Origin of the sequence: Planktotalea frisia (assembly GCF_001890925.1) — a bacterium.
In the GTDB taxonomy this organism is placed as follows: domain Bacteria; phylum Pseudomonadota; class Alphaproteobacteria; order Rhodobacterales; family Rhodobacteraceae; genus Planktotalea; species Planktotalea frisia.
In genome coordinates this window covers 41,523-58,685 of sequence record NZ_MLCB01000033.1, presented here as the reverse complement: position 1 = coordinate 58,685, position 17,163 = coordinate 41,523, and the positions used below count along the sequence as shown (strand labels likewise).

The following is a 17,163-nucleotide window of genomic DNA, read 5'->3' as shown; positions in this document are numbered from 1 at the left end:
CCGATTACATCTTAGCTGAGCCACAAACCTGTCCGAATTAGTAGGACCACTTCAGAAACAGAGCGGCTTGGATAAACGTAATCGGCGTGCTTTCATTGGCGACATCACGCTCTGGGGGCGCTGCATTTGCGATCTTCCGAGCGAGCCAGAAAAGGTAGATCACGCTAACCACTTTCAGGATCTGATGCGAGATTGGGTAAAGATCAAAGATCTGAACCAGTCCAATGCCGACCAGCACGATCATAAGCGTAAACCCGATGCCAACACCAAGCATATGCGGGATCGTACGGCGAAAGCCAAAGTTCGCGCCGGACGCCATAAGCATCAGATTGTTTGGCCCCGGAGTGATCGAGGACACGAGAGCAAAAAGGCTGAGCGCAAGAACAAGGTCATAAGTCATGTCCTATCGCTACTTCAGTTTTGGTGTGACGAGAACAGTTTTATTGTACCAAGCCACGCGCTTTGACGCTGAGCGGTCCGCGAAAGGCCCAGCCGCGATAGGCGACCGTCTCTGTAAGGGTCACGTTCTTAAAGCGCTCGAAAAACATTGGCAGGGCAACCTCAGCGATCATGCAACGCGACGCCCATGCCCCCGCACAAAAATGCGGCCCTGCGCCAAACGAAATAGCTTTGGTGGTGTCACGCGTCACATCGAAAACGTCTGGGTTAGCAAAAATCAATTCATCCCGATTGCCAGACCCAAACATGAGAAAGGCGCGATCTTCTGGCTCAAAGGTGATGTCATTCAATGTGTAAGCTTTGGCAATGCGGCGCGGCGACATGCCGATGGGGGACATCCAGCGCGCGTATTCCTCAAAGACTTGTAACCAAGTGACTTCGCCACTTAGCGCTTTTTGGAGCTGCACAGGATGATCGAGAAGGGCTGCAATCGTTCCCGCAATCGCGTCACGTGGTTCGTTCTGACCGCCTGAGATAGCGAGTTTGATATTCGCACGGATCTGCTCTTGCGGCATACCAGCCGTCATCGCGACGCAGAGCAGCGAAAGATCTGGTTTGGTACGCAGCTCAGGAATGCGGGCATCGATGTGCGCATCAATGGACGCGGTGCAATCATGGCAGTTCGCCTCTACCTGTGGATCACCGGCGTAGTTAGCGCATCCATCAATCATTCCTTGGCTAACGCGATCCATTTCAGCAAAGTACATATTGGTCAGACCAGTCATCGCCTTGAGCGCCTCGGCAGAAACAGGCATCGCAAAGTCGCGTACAAGATCGACATTGTCGCACGGTAAATGATCGAGAATATCGCACGTCGCACTTTCAAACTGGCGTTTCCAAACATCGCGCACCGTACGTGGTGACACGCTCGGGAAGATCATTTTACGCTCGGCCATATGGGCCGCACCATCTTTGCGCATCATGTTTTCGCCCATCAGGGTCGTCATCAAACCACCGGGCTGCTCGGAGCTAAACACCTCGATGCGCTTTTCTTCGCGAAAGATATCATCGCGCAGGGTGAGCAAGGTCGCATCAAGTTCGGGAACGTAAGCGATAGGCGTTTCTGCCCGCATTTTCGCAAGATCAGGGTAGGGATCAATCCAGAACGCTTTTAGGTCGATGTGATATACAGGAGCGTTTGACATAAACGCCATGCTGCGCTGCGCGCGGTAAGGGGTCAAGCCATGAGTTTTGGCAATTCTTCAGCGAGCAGATCGAAAACAAGCCGGATGCGGCGCGAGGTGTGAAGTTCGCGATGGGTCACAAGCCATGTCGGAAATAGGATCGGCGTTTCCTGAGGCAAAAGCGCTTCCACTTCTGGCGTTTTGCGCGCGACATCGACGGACATGGGCGCGATTCCCAACCCTTGCTTAACCATTTCCCAAGCAACAAGCGAATTGGCGGACCCGACTTTGAAATGTCCACTCTCAAGGTCCAGCCCGAGTTGGCTGAAGTATCCAAGCATCTGCTCGGTATTGCCAAAGCTTACAAACTCATGCGCTGTGAGATCCGCATAACTGCGTGGTCGTGCGTGCTTTTTGAGGTAGCTTTTGGACGCATAAAACCGCCCACTGCTTTCATGGACAAGTCGCGCAATAAGGTCAGGCTGTTCAGGGCGGACATTTCGCACAGCTATGTCCGCTTCGCGTTGGATCAGGTCACTGACAGAGTTGTCTGCAACGACATCCACCACAATTTTGGGCGCAATGATACGCAACTTGCTGATGATCGATGGCAAAAGATGAGCGGCGAATAATTCGGACGCGGAAATGCGCACGAGCCCCTCGATCGCTTGGGATTGGCCAGAGGCAACAAGCGTCACACGTCCCGCCGCATCCGCCATAGCGCGCACATGTTCGGCAAGATCGGTACCGGTTTGCGTCACTTTCAAAGATCGCCCTGCACGTTCGAACAAGGTCGCGCCGAGTTCGCCTTCAAGCGCAGAAATTTGGCGGCCCAAAGTTGGCTGAGTTTGGTTAAGAACCCGCGCAGCCGCAGAAAGCGAGCCGGTCTCGACAACCGCCAAAAACGCACGTGCGTGGTTCCAATCGAAAGAGATAGACTGCCAATTCATGCAATAATGCATAACACAAAGACGTATTTCAGCAATTCCTAGATGATGCATGCATGAATTAAGGTACGTGCAAAGGAGATCACAATGATTGATGCTGCACGCTTTTGGGACAAAATGGCCGAAAAATACTCCAGAGATCCGATCAAGGATATGGACGCCTACACATACACGCTAGAGCGTACACGTTCGCATCTGCGCACTGAGGACACGGTTCTCGAAATCGGATGTGGCACGGGATCAACAGCTCTGCTGTTGGCAAACAGCGTTGGCACGTATCATGGGACGGATATTTCTAACGAAATGATCAAGATCGCGCGGCGCAAAGTGGCAGAAAGTAGCGTGGCGAACCTAAGCTTTGAAGCGCATCCTGCGTTGGAAGGAATACATGTGCACGACGGATTGGATGCTGTGATGGCGTTTAATCTACTGCATCTGTTGCATGACATCCCAGCGACTTTGAAAGCAGCCCACACAGCACTTCGCCCCGGCGGATTGTTCATCACCAAGACGCCCTGCTTGCGCGATGCAAATTGGAAGATCGGCTTGATGCTAAAGTTGATCCCACTCGCACAAAAACTCGGCAAAGCGCCTTTTGTACAGTCGTTCACCGTGAGCGCCTATGACCAGATGACCGAAGCTGCAGGTTTTGAGATTATCGAGTGCGGCAACCATCCCCTAAGCCCGCCTGCCCGCTATGTCGTAGCCCGCAAGATCTAACAAAGTGCGCGTTTCGCCAAGTACAATAGAGCGCGAGCATAGAGTTTATGAAACCCCATGAGCACTATGAACATGTGCCCCATCGCAGGTGTGCCGTCTTTGTCCGTGCGCGCAGGTAGGATTGCGCTACCAAAAAAGAGATGTGTTTGATCACCATCGCTCTGACGCATCAGCCATGTGCGGATCGGCGTATCAGGGACTTGCAGGAGGATTTGATCGACGTCACGCTGCTCAGTGCGCCAAGCAGCCATGCTGTCAGACGTGCCATTGGCGAGCTTAGCGATATCGTCATCGGTTGAGGGTTTTTTCACAGTTAGTTTGAGGATCAAACGTTCGATGCGAAAGAGCCAAGAGTTGAAGAAAGCATTGATAAAATCCTCCAGCGGCACGTTTTTGGCGATGCTCGTTTGGAAGCAATCAGTGTGCGTGTGTGGGTCCGCCTCGTAGACATTTAGAAACGCGGGTTCAGGAAGTGCAGTTGCTGTGATCTGTGACATCATCCGTCCTCAGCTCTGATCTACATACGCCAACGTATGTGGGTGATCGCCACAGCGTCAATCGCAAGCTGGTGTAGTGCGACACTTCGCACGAAAAACGCCGCCGAAGAAGTGCTTCAGCGGCGTTTCTTAAACTTCAGTCAGTCGTTTTAACCGAAAACGCTGCCAAGCGCTTGATCAACCGCATCTGTGATGTGGTCGATATCATCCGCCGTCGCGATAAGTGCGGGCGAGAAACAAAGCGTGTTGTTGCGGCCCGGAATAGAGCGGTTTGTCGCGCCGATGATAACGCCTTGCGCCATACAATCTGCGACCACTGCGCCAACCATTTTCTCGTCCATCGCTTCTTTGGTCCCACGATCAGAGACAAGTTCCGCACCAATAAACAGACCCTTACCGCGCACATCACCGATAACAGCGTGCTTTTCAGACAAAGCTTGCAGGTTGCCCATCATACGTGCGCCCATATCGAGCGTGTTCGCCATGAGGTTCTCGTCCTCGATGATGCGCATGTTCTCAAGCGCTGCCGCCGGACCCGCCGTACAGCCACCAAAGGTCGAGATATCGCGGAAGTAGCTCAGGGGATCGGATGGATCGTCCTTGAACATATCGAACACTTCTTCCGTGGTCACACAGCAAGAGATCGCCGCATAACCAGAAGCCACGCCCTTTGCCATTGTGACGATGTCAGGCTTTATGCCGTAGTTCTGATAACCGAACCAAACGCCTGTACGACCAACGCCGCAGACAACTTCATCGATATGCAGCAAGATATCGTACTTCTTGCAGATTTCCTGAACACGCTCCCAGTAGCCTTCAGGTGGGGTGATGACACCGCCGCCCGCGGTCACAGGCTCAAGGCAAAGCGCGCCAACCGTATCCGCGCCTTCGCGCAGGATGACTTCCTCGATCTGGTTTGCGGCCCAAACGCCGTAATTCTCTTCGGGTGCGCCGTCCTGCTCGTGCTTGCGGTATTCCATGCAGTGCGGAACGCGGATGAAGCCGGGGGCAAACGGACCATACTGCGCGTTGCGCTCGTCCTGACCACCTGCGGACATCGTCGCCAATGTCGAGCCGTGGTAGTCACGATCACGGTAGAGGATCTTGTGCTTCTTGCCGCCATAGCGCTTATGTGCGATTTGACGGACGATCTTAAAGCCTTTTTCGTTGGCCTCAGAGCCGGAGTTCGCATAATAGACACGGCTCATGCCAGGCATCTTGGTAATCAACTTTTCCGCAAACAAAGCACCGGGGATCGACCCTGTTGTACCACCAAAGAAATTCATCTTAACAAGCTGGTCGCGCACAGCATTCGCAATGCTCTCGCGGCCATAGCCAACATTTACTGTCCAAACACCGCCAGACACCGCATCGGTGTGCTCTTTGCCGTGCTGGTCCCAGACTTTGATGCCTTTGCCTTCGATGATCATCTTCGGCTCGCCAGTCTCGAAACCTTTATGCTGAATCAGATGGTGCCATACGTGCGCACGATCTGCGTCTACGACTTTAGAATAGTCGTTGTCTTTGAATGTACCGTCCATTTGCAATCACCTTCTTTGTTGGTGTGCGCCACGTTGTTTGAGCGCATGAAAACGCCCTTGTCTCGCAAGGGTTTTGATACCTCTAGTTCGTATGGAAATACGCGAGTCTGATAGGGCCAGTTTACGTTTGTTCTATATCCAAATTTGGCCGTTCTACAGTTCTACCCCTGCTTGTCTTTCACCCCACGCCAGCCGCGCGCGCGCGCCGAGCGTCGCGACGGGTTCAGGTGGCAGGCGTTTCGGAGCATCGAGCGCTTGCAGCTCAACGAGCATATCCGAGCAATGACCAACTGCCATTTCCGCTGCCATCATCCCACCAAGCGTGCCTTGCACAGTGCCAAGCCCGTTCTGGCAACATGCACTAAACAGTCCGTCATCCACTTCGCCAAAAGCTGGCACATTGTTCAGCGACAAGCAAAGATGACCGCCCCAACGATGTTCCATCTTCAACCCATCAAGCTCTGGGAAACGCGCCTTGAAGCTTGTGTCATGGGTTTTCCATATACGTTTAAGCTTTGAAGGGTTCACCGCCATTTTAGGCTCGTAGGTAAAGCGATTGCGCACAATCAAACGCGACCCTTTGGTGTCGCTGATCCTGCGCACAGTGCTGCCCAAAGGATCAGCAGGCGTCAGCCCCCAATTTGCTTTGCCCGAGAGCTTTTCTGCATCGAATGCCCGCGTCATTGAGCCATACGTAAACACATGCACGAGGCGCTTTTTGAAATGCCCAAAGCTCTGCGCATGACCGTTCACCGCAAGGATTACTTTGGGCGCTTTCACCGACCCATGTTCACTTTGTGCATGCCAAAGCCCTTCACTCCGCTTGAGTGCTAAAACTTTGCTTTGTTCATAAATCTTCACTCGATTGGAGCACAGCTTGCGTGCAACAGAGCGCACAAAAAGCGCAGGTTGCAGCATCACCGTCCCGGGAGTAAATAAACCACCACGGTAGTAAGCGCTTCCTGTGATGTCTTGCATCTGCTGCGCGTCAAGCTGCTGACTTGGCTCACCCAGCTGCTGCAAATGCGCGGCATACTCTTTGTTATGTTGCATGCCCTTGGCGCTGGCCGCACCGTTGATCTTGCCGACTTTCTGAAAAGCCTCGGGTGGCACGCCCAATGCATTTACCATGTCTTGGGCGAACGCGATTGCCGCACGATTGCGCGCAATAATGGATTTATCAGCGCTCACATCGCCCCCATAATCGGAAGACGCCAGATCATGCGGCAGATCGATCATTAACCCTGTGTTGCGTCCCGCTGGCCCTTCGCCCACGCGCAAAGCATCCAGAACGGTGATCTTATCTGAAGGGCAAAGCTGGCTAAGACGGCGCGCAGCCGCAAGCCCGGCAAACCCCGCCCCGATGATAAGCCAATCTGTGGTTTCATCTGCTTCCAATGCGCCGAAACGCACACGCGCTGGCAGGATCGCATCCCACGCCGCAGGGCCGGGGTTGGAAGGGAAACGCGTAACCTTCATGGCAGGCTAAGTTGCGCCATGCGTCCACCATCGATGGTCCAGACTTGGCCTGTGACAAAGCTTGCCTCATCGCAGGCGAGCCAGCAAATCAGTTTCGCCACCTCTTCGGGCGCGCCTGTTCTGCGGATCGGATGGATGGACCCTATTTCAGAGCGGAACTTTGCTGGATCATCCATGCTCTCGATGAAGTCTTCGTTCAATGGTGTGTCGATCCAGCCCGGTGCTACCGCATTGCAGCGCACACCATCAGGTCCGTGATCGACGGCGACCGCGCGTGTCAGCCCGTGCAAGCCAGCCTTGGATGCGCCGTAAGCAGGGTGCCTTGGGTTGTTGCCAAGCCCTTCGATAGAGCCAACATTCACAATCGCCCCTTTCGCGGTTTCCAGCATTGGCATGGCGTAACGCGTCAGAAGGAAAGGCGCAGTCAGGTTGACTTGAATCTGGTCATGCCAATCTTGCAAAGTGCTTTCCTCAACAGTGCCCTCGCGCATGATCCCTGCGCAATTGATCAAGATATCGAGCTGGTCCGCTTTGGCTTTCACCGCTGCGATGACACGCTCTGGCACTGCAGGATCGCTGAAATCGGCACTGATATCTTCATGGACGCTGATGCCCCGCTGCGCGCAAAACACACGCGCGCCACCGGTGGCAAGCAAGGCTGCTGTCGTCGCCCCCATGCCAGAGGAGCCGCCTGTCACCAGCGCGACTTTACCCGCGAACCGGCTCATGTGACCGGCTTCCCGCCATTCACTTCCAAAAGCGCGCCACACATGTATCGCGCGGCATCGGACGCTAGGAAAGCCACGACATCTGCAATATCTTCCGGCTCCGCGATACGTCCCAAAGGCACAGAAGCATTCAAAGCTGCAATTGCCTCATCAGGATCAAACCCGCGAATTTCGAACCCTGAACGGATCATCGGGGTGTTCACTTCATTTGGGCACACCGCATTGACCCGAATATTCTGATGCGCATGATCGCGGCCCAAACATTGCGTAAGCGAAGCAACCGCAGCTTTGCTCATCACGTAGATCGGATGATCTGGTCCGGGATGCACGCCCCAGCAGGAAGCAGTGTTCACAATCGCGCCGCCCCCTGCGTCGGCCATGATCGGGATCGTGGCACGACACAGACGGAAAGGCGCTTCGACATTCACAGCCATGGAACGCGCGAAATCATCATCGCTCGCCTCTGTAATCTTTCCGCGTGTGATAATCCCCGCGTTATTCACCAGAATGTCCAAGCCACCAAGCTTTTCCGCAACACGCGCAGGTAAAGCATCACAAAACGGACCATCCTTCAGATCGCCGTCGAAATCGCTGCCAGCCCGATCCGTTGTCGCAACTTCCGCTCCACCAGCGCGCAGCACATCAACAATCGCGCGACCGATCCCACCAGACGCTCCAGTGACCAGTGCCTTTTTCCCTTCAAACCGCATGCTTCATCTTTCCAAATAAACTTTCCCCGAAGGGCCGTTCACCAGCAAATCCTAGTAATCTTGATTAAGCGCATCCGCCGCCGGAATTTCGCGTTCCCGCCGCGCGATGTAGTCCAAAAGTGCTTCGTTCACGCCAGCATCCAGCTTGGGTTCTTCATATTCCCCAAGCATCGTGCGCACTTGGTTCAAGGCGCGCTCGTTGATCTCGACCGCACCTTCTGCCTGCCATTGCTCTATCGAATTATTGTCAAACAACTCCGGCATGAAGAACGCGCGCTGGAAATTTTCCAATGTATGTGGATGGCCCAGATAATGCCCCCCCGGTCCAACATCGCGCACGGCCGCCAATCCTTCATCAAAGTCGTCCCAATTGATGCCCTGCGCCATGCGATAGGCCATCGCGCACTGCTCTGCATCCACCACGAATTTCGACATTGAACAATGCATACCCGCCTCGTTCCAACCTGCCGAGTGCCAGATATAATTCGCCCCGGACATCATCACCGCCATCAAGGTCGTCGCACTCTCATACCCCGCTTGAGCATCAAAGGTCTTCGCGCCACCCAGCGTATTCGATGTGCGCCAAGGCACTTTATAAAACCGCGCCATTTGACCGATCATCATGTTCATCAAGCTGATCTCGGGCGTGCCTGCCATCGGTGCGCCGGACTTCATCGAAACCGTGCTCAGGTAGTGCCCATAAATCGCGGGCGCGCCTTTGCGGATCACTTGTGTATAGGCCAGCGCACTCAATGCTTCAGCGTTGAGCTGTGCGACGGTTGGCGCGACTGATGCAGGCGTGTTGGCCCCACCCAAAACGAAGGGCGAGCACAAAACCGGTTGATTGCGTCGCGAGAAGGCTCGCAATGCGCCAAGCATCGTCTCGTCCCAAACGAGCGGCGAATTCCCGTTGCAGTTTCCAGTGACGACGGGATGCGTTTCGAGGAACTCTTCACCAAACAAGATCGCCGCCATATCGAGCACATCTTCGGCATTCTTCGGACTGGTCGTCATGCCCATGAACGTCTTATCGCTGTGTTTCATAGACGAATAGGTGATGCGCAAATGTCGTTGGCTGATCGGGTGGTCGTAGGGTTCCACAATGTGATGCGCGCTTGAGTGCATCGCGGGCAGCATGTGGCTCAGCTTGTGAAAATTCGCCAAATCATCGAGCGTGGGATTACGGCGCACATCGTCCATATCGCGCAGGAATGGTGCACCTGTCATAGGGATAAAGATCGAATGATCTTTGCCAAATGGCAGGTTATGCGCCGGATTGCGCGCGTGGTATGTAAATGTTTCGGGGATTGTGGCGATCAATTCGCGCACCAAAGCGCGGTCCAGATGCACCGTTTCGCCGCGCACATCCGCGCCGACGCGACGCCAATCTTCAAGCGCGATTTCGTCACGAAAGACGACGCCGACTTCTTCGAGAATATCCATCGACGCTTCGTCGATCTTTACGATCTGCTCAGCATTCATCGGTTCAGTTAAAGGTATGCCGCGTTTCAGCGAAGGCAGCATGCTCACATCGCGGGTTTGTCGGATCGCACGGCGTGCACCGCGACCGCGACGGGTGGTTCCGACCGCATCAACGCTCATGTCGTGCCTTTCATTTTATCGCTCAAAGCCTGCATCACTGTTCGAATCGTGGCGCGCGTGTCCGCTTGCTCCATCGCATCCACGACAACGCGGTTCAGCGTATTAGGCGACGCAAGAGCAGAGCGTTCTTCCAAGATGCGGCCTTGTCCGTCTTTCTGCACATCGCGCATGAAACCCGCGATGAGCGAGGCGACATAAGTTTCCGCGCCTGCCGGGTTGCCGGTCTGCTCACCCAGCCAATCCGCACCGTCTTTCATAACAGTCAACGCAGCAGACAAGAGCGCTGAAGCGGCGAAGTGATCAGCGATTTGGCTTTCCTTGCTGAGTTCGATCACGGGGTTTTCTGGGCTGAACAAGCTGGCGAGTGGTTCCGCCTTTGGGAAAGCTGGCAAGGGGCAACCGCCGCGCTCCAGAAAGCCGATCGGGATGGTCACAGAGATGTCCTTCGCAGGCGAAGTCGCATCCAGCAAAGAGGCGACAGAAACATCAGCCATGACCGAAACAACCTGTTGATCAGCGCGAAAGGTCAAACCTCTTACGATTTCTTCCCAAACCGCTGGACGCAAGCACAGAAACACGATGTCGGATGCATCAATGACGCCTTGATTGTCCCTTACCTTTGCGCCGACTGAGGCGGCCAATTCTGCTGCAACATCGGCGCCACGTTCGGAAACCGTGACCTCGTGTCCACTGGAGGCGAGGAACCTTACCATAGGCGCAGCGATGTGACCTGTTCCGATGAAACCTACGCGCTTCATGTGAGTGCATCCGCGTCATTGGGATCACTCAAATCAACCCAAATCGTTTTGAGTTCCGTGTATTGATCATGCGCGTGAATACCGTTGTCGCGTCCACCGAACCCGGACTGCTTGTAACCGCCAAACGGTGTCGCGATGTCACCTTCGCCGTAGCAATTTACCGTCACAGTACCTGCACGTATCGCGCGGGCGGCGCGCAAGGCTCGGCGGGTGTTGGAGGAGAAGATCGAGGCGGCAAGACCGTAGTCCGTGTCATTCGCCAATGCGATGGCTTCTTCATCGCTCGCCACTGTGAGCACACTCAGGATCGGGCCAAAGATTTCCTCGCGCGCACGTGGATCGTCCTTGGCAACATCATAGACCGTTGGCATCACGTAGGGGCCATCTTGTGTGCCGCCAACCAGCGCCTCGCCCTTCAAGTAACCTGCGACTTTCGCGCAATGCTCTGCATCAATCAGCGCGCCAAGGTGGTTTTGCGGATCAAGCGGATCACCGGTCTTCCACTCGCGCATTTGTGCTGCAATGTGGGTGAGAAGTTCGTCTTTCACCGCTTCATGCACGATCAAACGAGACGCAGCAGAGCAGTTCTCGCCCATATTCCAAAACGCAGCGTTGACCACATGCGCAGCGACATGGCCAAGGTTTTCCGCGTCCTCAAGAACCACAGCGGGGTTTTTGCCACCGCATTCCAGAACAACCTTCTTGAGGTTACTATCTGCAGCATAGCGCAAGAAACGACGGCCCGTTTCGGTGGACCCTGTGAAGCTCACCATGTCCACATCCATATGCATCCCAAGCGGTTCACCCACAGACGGACCATCACCAGGCAATACTTGTAGAACACCGCGCGGCAGACCTGCTTCCATCGCAAGTTCAGCGACACGCAATGCGGTGAGCGACGTCTGCTCGGCTGGTTTCACAATCACCGAACAACCAGCGGCCAAAGCTGGTCCAATCTTCCACGCCAACATCAATAGCGGGAAATTCCAAGGCAAGATCGCCGCGACAACGCCAATCGGTTCGCGCACGATCATAGAGATCGCATCGTCGCCTGTGGGGCTGGCTTGATCGTAAATCTTATCTATCGCTTCAGCATGCCATTTGATCGTCGCGATGGCTTCGGGGATATCAACGTTCTCGCAATCCGTTATTGGTTTGCCGCTCTCAAGGCTCTCCATCACCGCCAACTCACGTTTGTTGCGCGTCATGAGCTTGGCGAGACGGATCAAAATATCCTTACGCACCGTGGGGTGTGTGGTGCGCCACGCACCCCCGTCGAACGCTTCGCGCGCTTTCGCGACAGCCGTGTTCACATCGTCAGCACCGCATGCCGCAATCGTGCAAATTTCTTCCCCTGTTGCAGGGTTCAGCGTCATCAGCGGCGCGCCAGTGCCTGCGCGAAACCCGCCGTCAATGAAGCTCGAGCGCGGGAAATCGATGCCATCTGCAATCGCAGCGTATTCCGCGCGGGTCAGTAAATCGCTCATGCGCTTTCTCCTTCAATCGCGGCCAGTGCCGCATCCATCGTGCGGATCACCTGATCCAATTCGCGTTTGTCGTCTTTGTTCAGTGGCAGCATCGGGCGGCGCGGTGGCCCTGCTGGAATGCCGCGCAACGTGAGACCATGTTTTATACATTGCACAAACTTTCCGCCTTGCTCGAGCACGCGCATCAGCGGCAGCATGGCCGACATGATTGCGCGGCCTTTGGTAAAGTCGCCCTCAACCGCGCAGGCTTGGTAGAGCGCGATATGCGCATGAGGGGCAAAGTTTGAACCCGCACAGACCCATGACCGCGCGCCCCATGCGAAGAACTCAAGCGCTTGATCATCCATGCCGCAGCTCATTTGAATGTGGGGATAATCGCGCGCAAGCATGTGAAGGCGGTTGATATCGCCCGAGCTTTCCTTGATCGCGCAGAAATTCGGCGAACGGCCAAGGCGATCCAAAACCTCTTCATCCATGTTCACCGACATCCGCCCTGGATAGTTATAAAGCATCGCAGGCAAGTTCGCAGCGCGGTCAATCGCCAGACAATGCATCGCGATTTCGCGGCTGTTGGGGTACGCATAGGGCGGCGTTGCGATCAGCAGACCATCAGCGCCATTCGCTTTGGCTTGCACCGCATATTCAATACTCTCTTCCGTGCGGATCGCGCCCGTACCGACAATCATCGGCAGGCGTTCTTTGATCAATTCGCGGCACAGACCCATCATGTAGACGCGCTCTTTCATGCTCATCGCGTAGTATTCGCCTGTGGTTCCGGCGACGATCAGGCCATGCACGCCCGCGTCGATCAGATATTCCACGGTGCGTTCTAAAGCGTCTTTGTTGAGGGTGAAATCGTCGTGAAACGGAGTCACCAAAGGCGTGTAGATGCCCTCAAATTTCATGTTCTGTCTCCTGTCGTGCGGCGTGTGGTGTCGTCCGGCAAAGCATCGGGCCAAACATAGCGTTCAATTTCATCGCGGCTCAGCGCCCAATGATCCAAAGTGATTTCAACGGCTTCTTCTGCGCTGCCACGTTCTATCGCCTCGATCAGAAGATCATGGTGATGCGCAGATTGATTGATGCGCACGCCATCTTGCGGTGCCACACCGCGATAAAAGCGTTGCGACATACGCGTGTGATCAATCAGCAAACGGCCCATCGCCGGGATGAGATAAGGGTTGGCAGACATAGCACCTGTGATTTCATGAAAGCGGTGGTTCGCAAGGGCCATCGTCCCTGCGTCAAGGCTGGCCTTGGCTTTGGTAAAATCGAACTGCGCCGCTTTGAGCATCTTGATTTGAGGCAGTGTCGCGTTCTCCGCCGCGAGACGGGAGATGGCGCAGTAAACGATAGGCGCTGTTTGAAAGAACTGGCGCATCGCGGCGAAATCCATGGCAGAGACCAGTGCACCTTTGTTGGCCTCTAGATTGATGTAGCCTTCGCCCGCAAGCCGCTGCAAAACTTCACGAAACGGCGTGCGCGACAGACCATAGGATGCGCTGAGCGACACCTCGTCCAGCGTTGCACCAGGTGCGAGATCAAAGGTCAGCACACGGGTCTTCAGGTCAGCAATGCAAGCGTCTTTCTTGGACATCTCTTCGCGACTCACTTTCGTTTGTATTCATGTTGTATACACGTAGATCGACAATCTGTCCTGTTTGCGACTAAGTCCAGTTGCATTGCGTGATAAGGCCAATATAAGGTATGTCATGGCTATCTCAATCGACACGTTTTTCCTCGACCCCGACTCGCAAGGAACTTTGCAAGCGCAGATTCAACAAATGATCGCGCAAGGCATTCTCGCGGGGCGCTATGGAAAAGGTGAAAAGCTGCCCTCCTCGCGAAAACTCGCCATGCATCTAGGGATAAGCCGGATCACTGTGACGCTGGCCTATACAGAACTGCTCTCGAATGATTACCTGACCAGTCGCGGGCGCTCTGGTTATTTCGTCTCTCAGAACGCGCCGGAACCGCCAAAATTCGCACCCCAAGTCAAGCGTACCGAAGCTGTCGATTGGTCGCGCGCAATTGGGCAAAAGTTCACGGGTGGCTCTGCGCCAACCAAACCCGTGGATTGGCAGAAATACAAATATCCATTTATATATGGGCAAGTCGACAAAACCCTCTTTGATCATGCCAACTGGCGTCTATGCGCGTTGCAAGCTCTCGGCGCGCGCGATTTTTCGGCGCTTACGGCTGATTACTATGATCAAGACGATCACCAGTTGATCGAATTTATCCTGCGCCACACCCTCCCCCGTCGCGGCATTGTTGCACGCCCTGAAGAAGTTTTAATCACGGTCGGCGCGCAAAACGCGCTTTGGCTGACCGCGCAGATTTTGTTGACCCAACGCCGCACAGCCGCGATTGAGGACCCTTGCTATCATGCGCTGCGCGATGTGCTCACCCAATCGCGCTGTCACCTTTCGCCCATTCCTGTGGATCGTGACGGGATTCAACCAGACTTGATCGAGGATGGCACAGACGTCATTTTCACAACGCCCAGCCATCAATGTCCCACCTCTGCTACGATGCCACACGCACGGCGCAAGCAATTGCTCCGACGCGCACGCGATTTGGAAGCGATCATTGTTGAGGATGACTACGAATTCGAAGTTTCATTCCTTGGCGCGCCAATGCCCGCTTTGAAGTCACTCGATGAGGATGGGCGGGTGATTTATGTAGGTAGTTTTTCCAAGTCGATCTTTCCGGGATTGCGGCTTGGCTATCTTGTCGGCTCTGAAGAATTCATACGCGAAGCACGCGCGCTGAGGGCGTCTGTGCTGCGCCATCCACCGGGACATATTCAACGGACGACGGCCTATTTCCTTTCGCTCGGGCATTACGATGCGCTGGTGCGCAAGATTTCCAAAGTCTACCAAAAGCGCCGCGAAATTATGGAAAATGCGATTCAGGAATATGGCCTCGAGATCGCAGGAAGTGGCGTTTTCGGCGGGTCGAGCTTTTGGATGCGCGCCCCTGAGAACGTGAACACGGTTGAGTTGAAACACGCACTCAAGCGCAACGACGTGCTGATCGAAACAGGCCACCCTTATTTCGCTGCAAGCGCGGGGATCATGAATTACTATCGCTTGGCCTATTCTTCGATCTCTGAGGAGTTGATCCCAGAAGGTGTTAAACGCATCGCCCATGAAATTGATCAATTAACGAGACATTGAGTCTCAATAATATTGCGACTGGACATATTTCGCGCTATCAACTGGCGCTAACCGGAATCTCTCTGGATCCATATGAAGTGCATAAGTCACCTGCCTCTATTGCAGGTCCAATTTTTTACTCAAAACTCAACCGAGGAGCGCATCCATGAAGATGACCACCGAAGAAGCATTTGTTAAGGTTCTACAACGTCACGGTATCGAACACGCATTCGGTATTATCGGTTCTGCGATGATGCCAATCTCTGACATTTTCCCAAAAGCGGGCATCAAGTTTTGGGACTGCGCCCATGAAGGTTCTGCCGGCATGATGGCGGACGGCTACACCCGCGCAACTGGCAAGATGAGCATGATGATCGCGCAAAACGGTCCGGGCATCACCAACTTCGTCACAGCTGTTAAGACGGCTTACTGGAACCACACACCATTGTTGCTCGTAACACCACAGGCTGCGAACAAGACAATCGGTCAAGGCGGTTTCCAAGAAGTTGAGCAGATGAAACTGTTCGAAGACATGGTCTCCTACCAAGAAGAAGTCCGCGACGCATCCCGCGTCGTCGAAGTTCTGACACGTGTGATTTCCCAAGCCAAGCGTTTGTCCGGCCCTGCACAGATCAACATCCCACGCGATTTCTGGACACAAGTCATCGACGTAGAAATCGCAGACCCGATCGAGTTCGAAGCATCCTCCGGTGGTACGAACTCCGTTGCAGAAGCAGCGGCACTTTTGTCCTCTGCGAAGAACCCCGTTATCTTGAACGGCGCTGGTGTTGTTTTGTCCAAAGGCGGCATCGAAGCGTCTAAAGTTCTTGCAGAACGTCTAAGCGCACCAGTCTGTGTTGGTTACCAGCACAACGACGCGTTCCCGGGCAACCACCCGCTGTTCGCAGGCCCACTTGGCTATAACGGTTCCAAAGCAGGCATGCAGTTGATCAAAGACGCGGACGTTGTTCTGTGCCTTGGCACACGTTTGAACCCATTCTCCACATTGCCAGGTTACGGCATCGAGTACTGGCCAGCAGACGCGAAGATCATTCAGGTTGATATCAACCCTGATCGTATCGGCCTGACCAAGAAAGTCACTGTCGGTATCGTTGGCGACGCGGCGAAAGTCGCCGAAGGTATCACTGCACAGTTGGCAGACGATGCTGGCGATGCAGGTCGCAAAGAGCGTGAAGCGCATATCGCGACAACGAAATCTGCTTGGGCGCAAGAGCTGACCTCCATGACAGAAGAGCAGGATGATCCGGGTACAGACTGGAACGTGCGTGCGCGTGCGGCCAAGCCTGACTGGATGTCCCCACGTATGGCATGGCGCGCCATTCAAGCGGCGTTGCCGCGTGAGGCGATCATTTCGTCCGACATCGGCAACAACTGCGCAATCGGTAACGCCTACCCTGACTTCGATGCGGGCCGTAAGTACCTCGCACCGGGTCTGTTTGGTCCATGTGGCTATGGTCTGCCTGCGGTTGCTGGCGCGAAGATCGGCTGCCCTGATGTTCCGGTTGTCGGCTTTGCTGGCGACGGCGCATTCGGCATCGCGATGAACGAGCTGACGGCGATTGGCCGTGGCGATTGGCCTGCGATGACACAGGTTGTGTTCCGTAACTACCAGTGGGGCGCGGAAAAGCGTAACTCCACACTCTGGTTCGACGACAACTTCGTTGGCACAGAGCTGGACGAGCAAGTATCCTACGCAGGTATCGCGAACGCATGTGGCCTGAAAGGCGTCGTTGCACGTACGCAGGACGAGTTGACAGCAGCGCTGGCGCAAGCGGTTAAAGATCAGATGGAGAACGGCATCACGACGCTGATCGAAGCGATGATCAACCAAGAGCTTGGTGACCCATTCCGCCGCGACGCGATGAAGAAGCCTGTTGAGGTTGCTGGCATCAGCGCCGACGACATGGTTCAGCAGGCGGTATAAACCTG

General features: G+C 54.7%; 15 protein-coding genes and 1 pseudogene. 3 read left to right on the top strand and 13 right to left on the bottom strand.

Annotated features, from left to right (window positions below; all coding sequences use genetic code 11):
- Positions 1 to 55 precede the first annotated feature (55 nt).
- The 3 genes and pseudogenes from PFRI_RS02285 to PFRI_RS02275 all read right to left on the bottom strand — a co-directional run.
- Positions 56 to 400: pseudogene (locus PFRI_RS02285) on the bottom strand (LysE family translocator); the annotation flags it as partial.
- Between the two features lie 40 nt (positions 401 to 440).
- Positions 441 to 1,604 carry a cytochrome P450 gene (locus PFRI_RS02280; protein WP_072629144.1) on the bottom strand — a complete coding sequence of 388 codons (1,164 nt, stop codon included), beginning with the start codon at positions 1,602 to 1,604 and terminating at the stop codon, positions 441 to 443.
- Between the two features lie 32 nt (positions 1,605 to 1,636).
- Complete coding sequence (locus PFRI_RS02275) at positions 1,637 to 2,533, bottom strand: LysR family transcriptional regulator (RefSeq protein ID WP_072629134.1); 897 nt, start codon at positions 2,531 to 2,533, stop codon at positions 1,637 to 1,639.
- An 84-nt stretch (positions 2,534 to 2,617) separates the two neighbouring features.
- On the opposite strand from PFRI_RS02275, the gene PFRI_RS02270 reads away from it, so the two are divergent.
- Entirely contained in the window at positions 2,618 to 3,250 is a 633-nt protein-coding gene (locus PFRI_RS02270; RefSeq protein ID WP_072629133.1) for a class I SAM-dependent methyltransferase, read from the top strand.
- Here PFRI_RS02270 and PFRI_RS02265 read toward each other — a convergent pair.
- The 10 genes from PFRI_RS02265 to PFRI_RS02220 all read right to left on the bottom strand — a co-directional run bounded on the left by PFRI_RS02265 (position 3,247) and on the right by PFRI_RS02220 (position 13,649).
- A complete protein-coding gene (locus PFRI_RS02265) occupies positions 3,247 to 3,747 on the bottom strand; it encodes a hypothetical protein (protein ID WP_084649564.1) in 501 nt (166 codons plus the stop codon). The two genes, PFRI_RS02270 and PFRI_RS02265, sit on opposite strands and share 4 nt — an antisense overlap.
- A 149-nt stretch (positions 3,748 to 3,896) precedes the next feature.
- Complete coding sequence (locus PFRI_RS02260; protein ID WP_072629132.1) at positions 3,897 to 5,288, bottom strand: aminotransferase family protein; 1,392 nt, start codon at positions 5,286 to 5,288, stop codon at positions 3,897 to 3,899.
- Positions 5,289 to 5,441: 153 nt separating this feature from the next.
- Positions 5,442 to 6,767 (bottom strand): NAD(P)/FAD-dependent oxidoreductase, encoded by a 1,326-nt coding sequence (locus PFRI_RS02255; RefSeq protein ID WP_072629131.1) that lies wholly within the window; start codon positions 6,765 to 6,767, stop codon positions 5,442 to 5,444.
- A complete protein-coding gene (locus PFRI_RS02250) occupies positions 6,764 to 7,495 on the bottom strand; it encodes an SDR family NAD(P)-dependent oxidoreductase (protein WP_072629130.1) in 732 nt (243 codons plus the stop codon). The genes PFRI_RS02255 and PFRI_RS02250 overlap by 4 nt, the downstream gene beginning before the upstream one ends.
- Positions 7,492 to 8,205 (bottom strand): SDR family NAD(P)-dependent oxidoreductase, encoded by a 714-nt coding sequence (locus tag PFRI_RS02245; protein ID WP_072629129.1) that lies wholly within the window; start codon positions 8,203 to 8,205, stop codon positions 7,492 to 7,494. Before PFRI_RS02245 ends, PFRI_RS02250 begins: the two co-directional genes overlap by 4 nt.
- Positions 8,206 to 8,256: 51 nt before the next feature.
- Positions 8,257 to 9,807 carry a trimethylamine methyltransferase family protein gene (locus PFRI_RS02240; RefSeq protein WP_072629128.1) on the bottom strand — a complete coding sequence of 517 codons (1,551 nt, stop codon included), beginning with the start codon at positions 9,805 to 9,807 and terminating at the stop codon, positions 8,257 to 8,259.
- On the bottom strand, positions 9,804 to 10,565 hold the full coding sequence (locus PFRI_RS02235; RefSeq protein ID WP_072629127.1) for an NAD(P)-binding domain-containing protein: 762 nt from the start codon (positions 10,563 to 10,565) through the stop codon (positions 9,804 to 9,806). The genes PFRI_RS02240 and PFRI_RS02235 overlap by 4 nt, the downstream gene beginning before the upstream one ends.
- Entirely contained in the window at positions 10,562 to 12,052 is a 1,491-nt protein-coding gene (locus tag PFRI_RS02230; protein WP_072629126.1) for an aldehyde dehydrogenase, read from the bottom strand. The genes PFRI_RS02235 and PFRI_RS02230 overlap by 4 nt, the downstream gene beginning before the upstream one ends.
- On the bottom strand, positions 12,049 to 12,957 hold the full coding sequence (locus PFRI_RS02225) for a dihydrodipicolinate synthase family protein (RefSeq protein ID WP_072629125.1): 909 nt from the start codon (positions 12,955 to 12,957) through the stop codon (positions 12,049 to 12,051). Before PFRI_RS02225 ends, PFRI_RS02230 begins: the two co-directional genes overlap by 4 nt.
- A complete protein-coding gene (locus tag PFRI_RS02220; protein ID WP_072629124.1) occupies positions 12,954 to 13,649 on the bottom strand; it encodes a GntR family transcriptional regulator in 696 nt (231 codons plus the stop codon). The genes PFRI_RS02225 and PFRI_RS02220 overlap by 4 nt, the downstream gene beginning before the upstream one ends.
- A gap of 115 nt (positions 13,650 to 13,764) precedes the next feature.
- On the opposite strand from PFRI_RS02220, the gene pdxR reads away from it, so the two are divergent.
- Both pdxR and xsc read left to right on the top strand, forming a co-directional pair.
- The gene (gene pdxR / locus PFRI_RS02215; RefSeq protein ID WP_072629123.1) at positions 13,765 to 15,234 is read left to right on the top strand and encodes a MocR-like pyridoxine biosynthesis transcription factor PdxR; all 1,470 of its coding nucleotides are present in this window, start codon (positions 13,765 to 13,767) and stop codon (positions 15,232 to 15,234) included.
- A 145-nt stretch (positions 15,235 to 15,379) separates the two neighbouring features.
- Entirely contained in the window at positions 15,380 to 17,158 is a 1,779-nt protein-coding gene (gene xsc, locus PFRI_RS02210) for a sulfoacetaldehyde acetyltransferase (RefSeq protein WP_072629122.1), read from the top strand.
- The last annotated feature ends 5 nt before the right edge of the window (positions 17,159 to 17,163 follow it).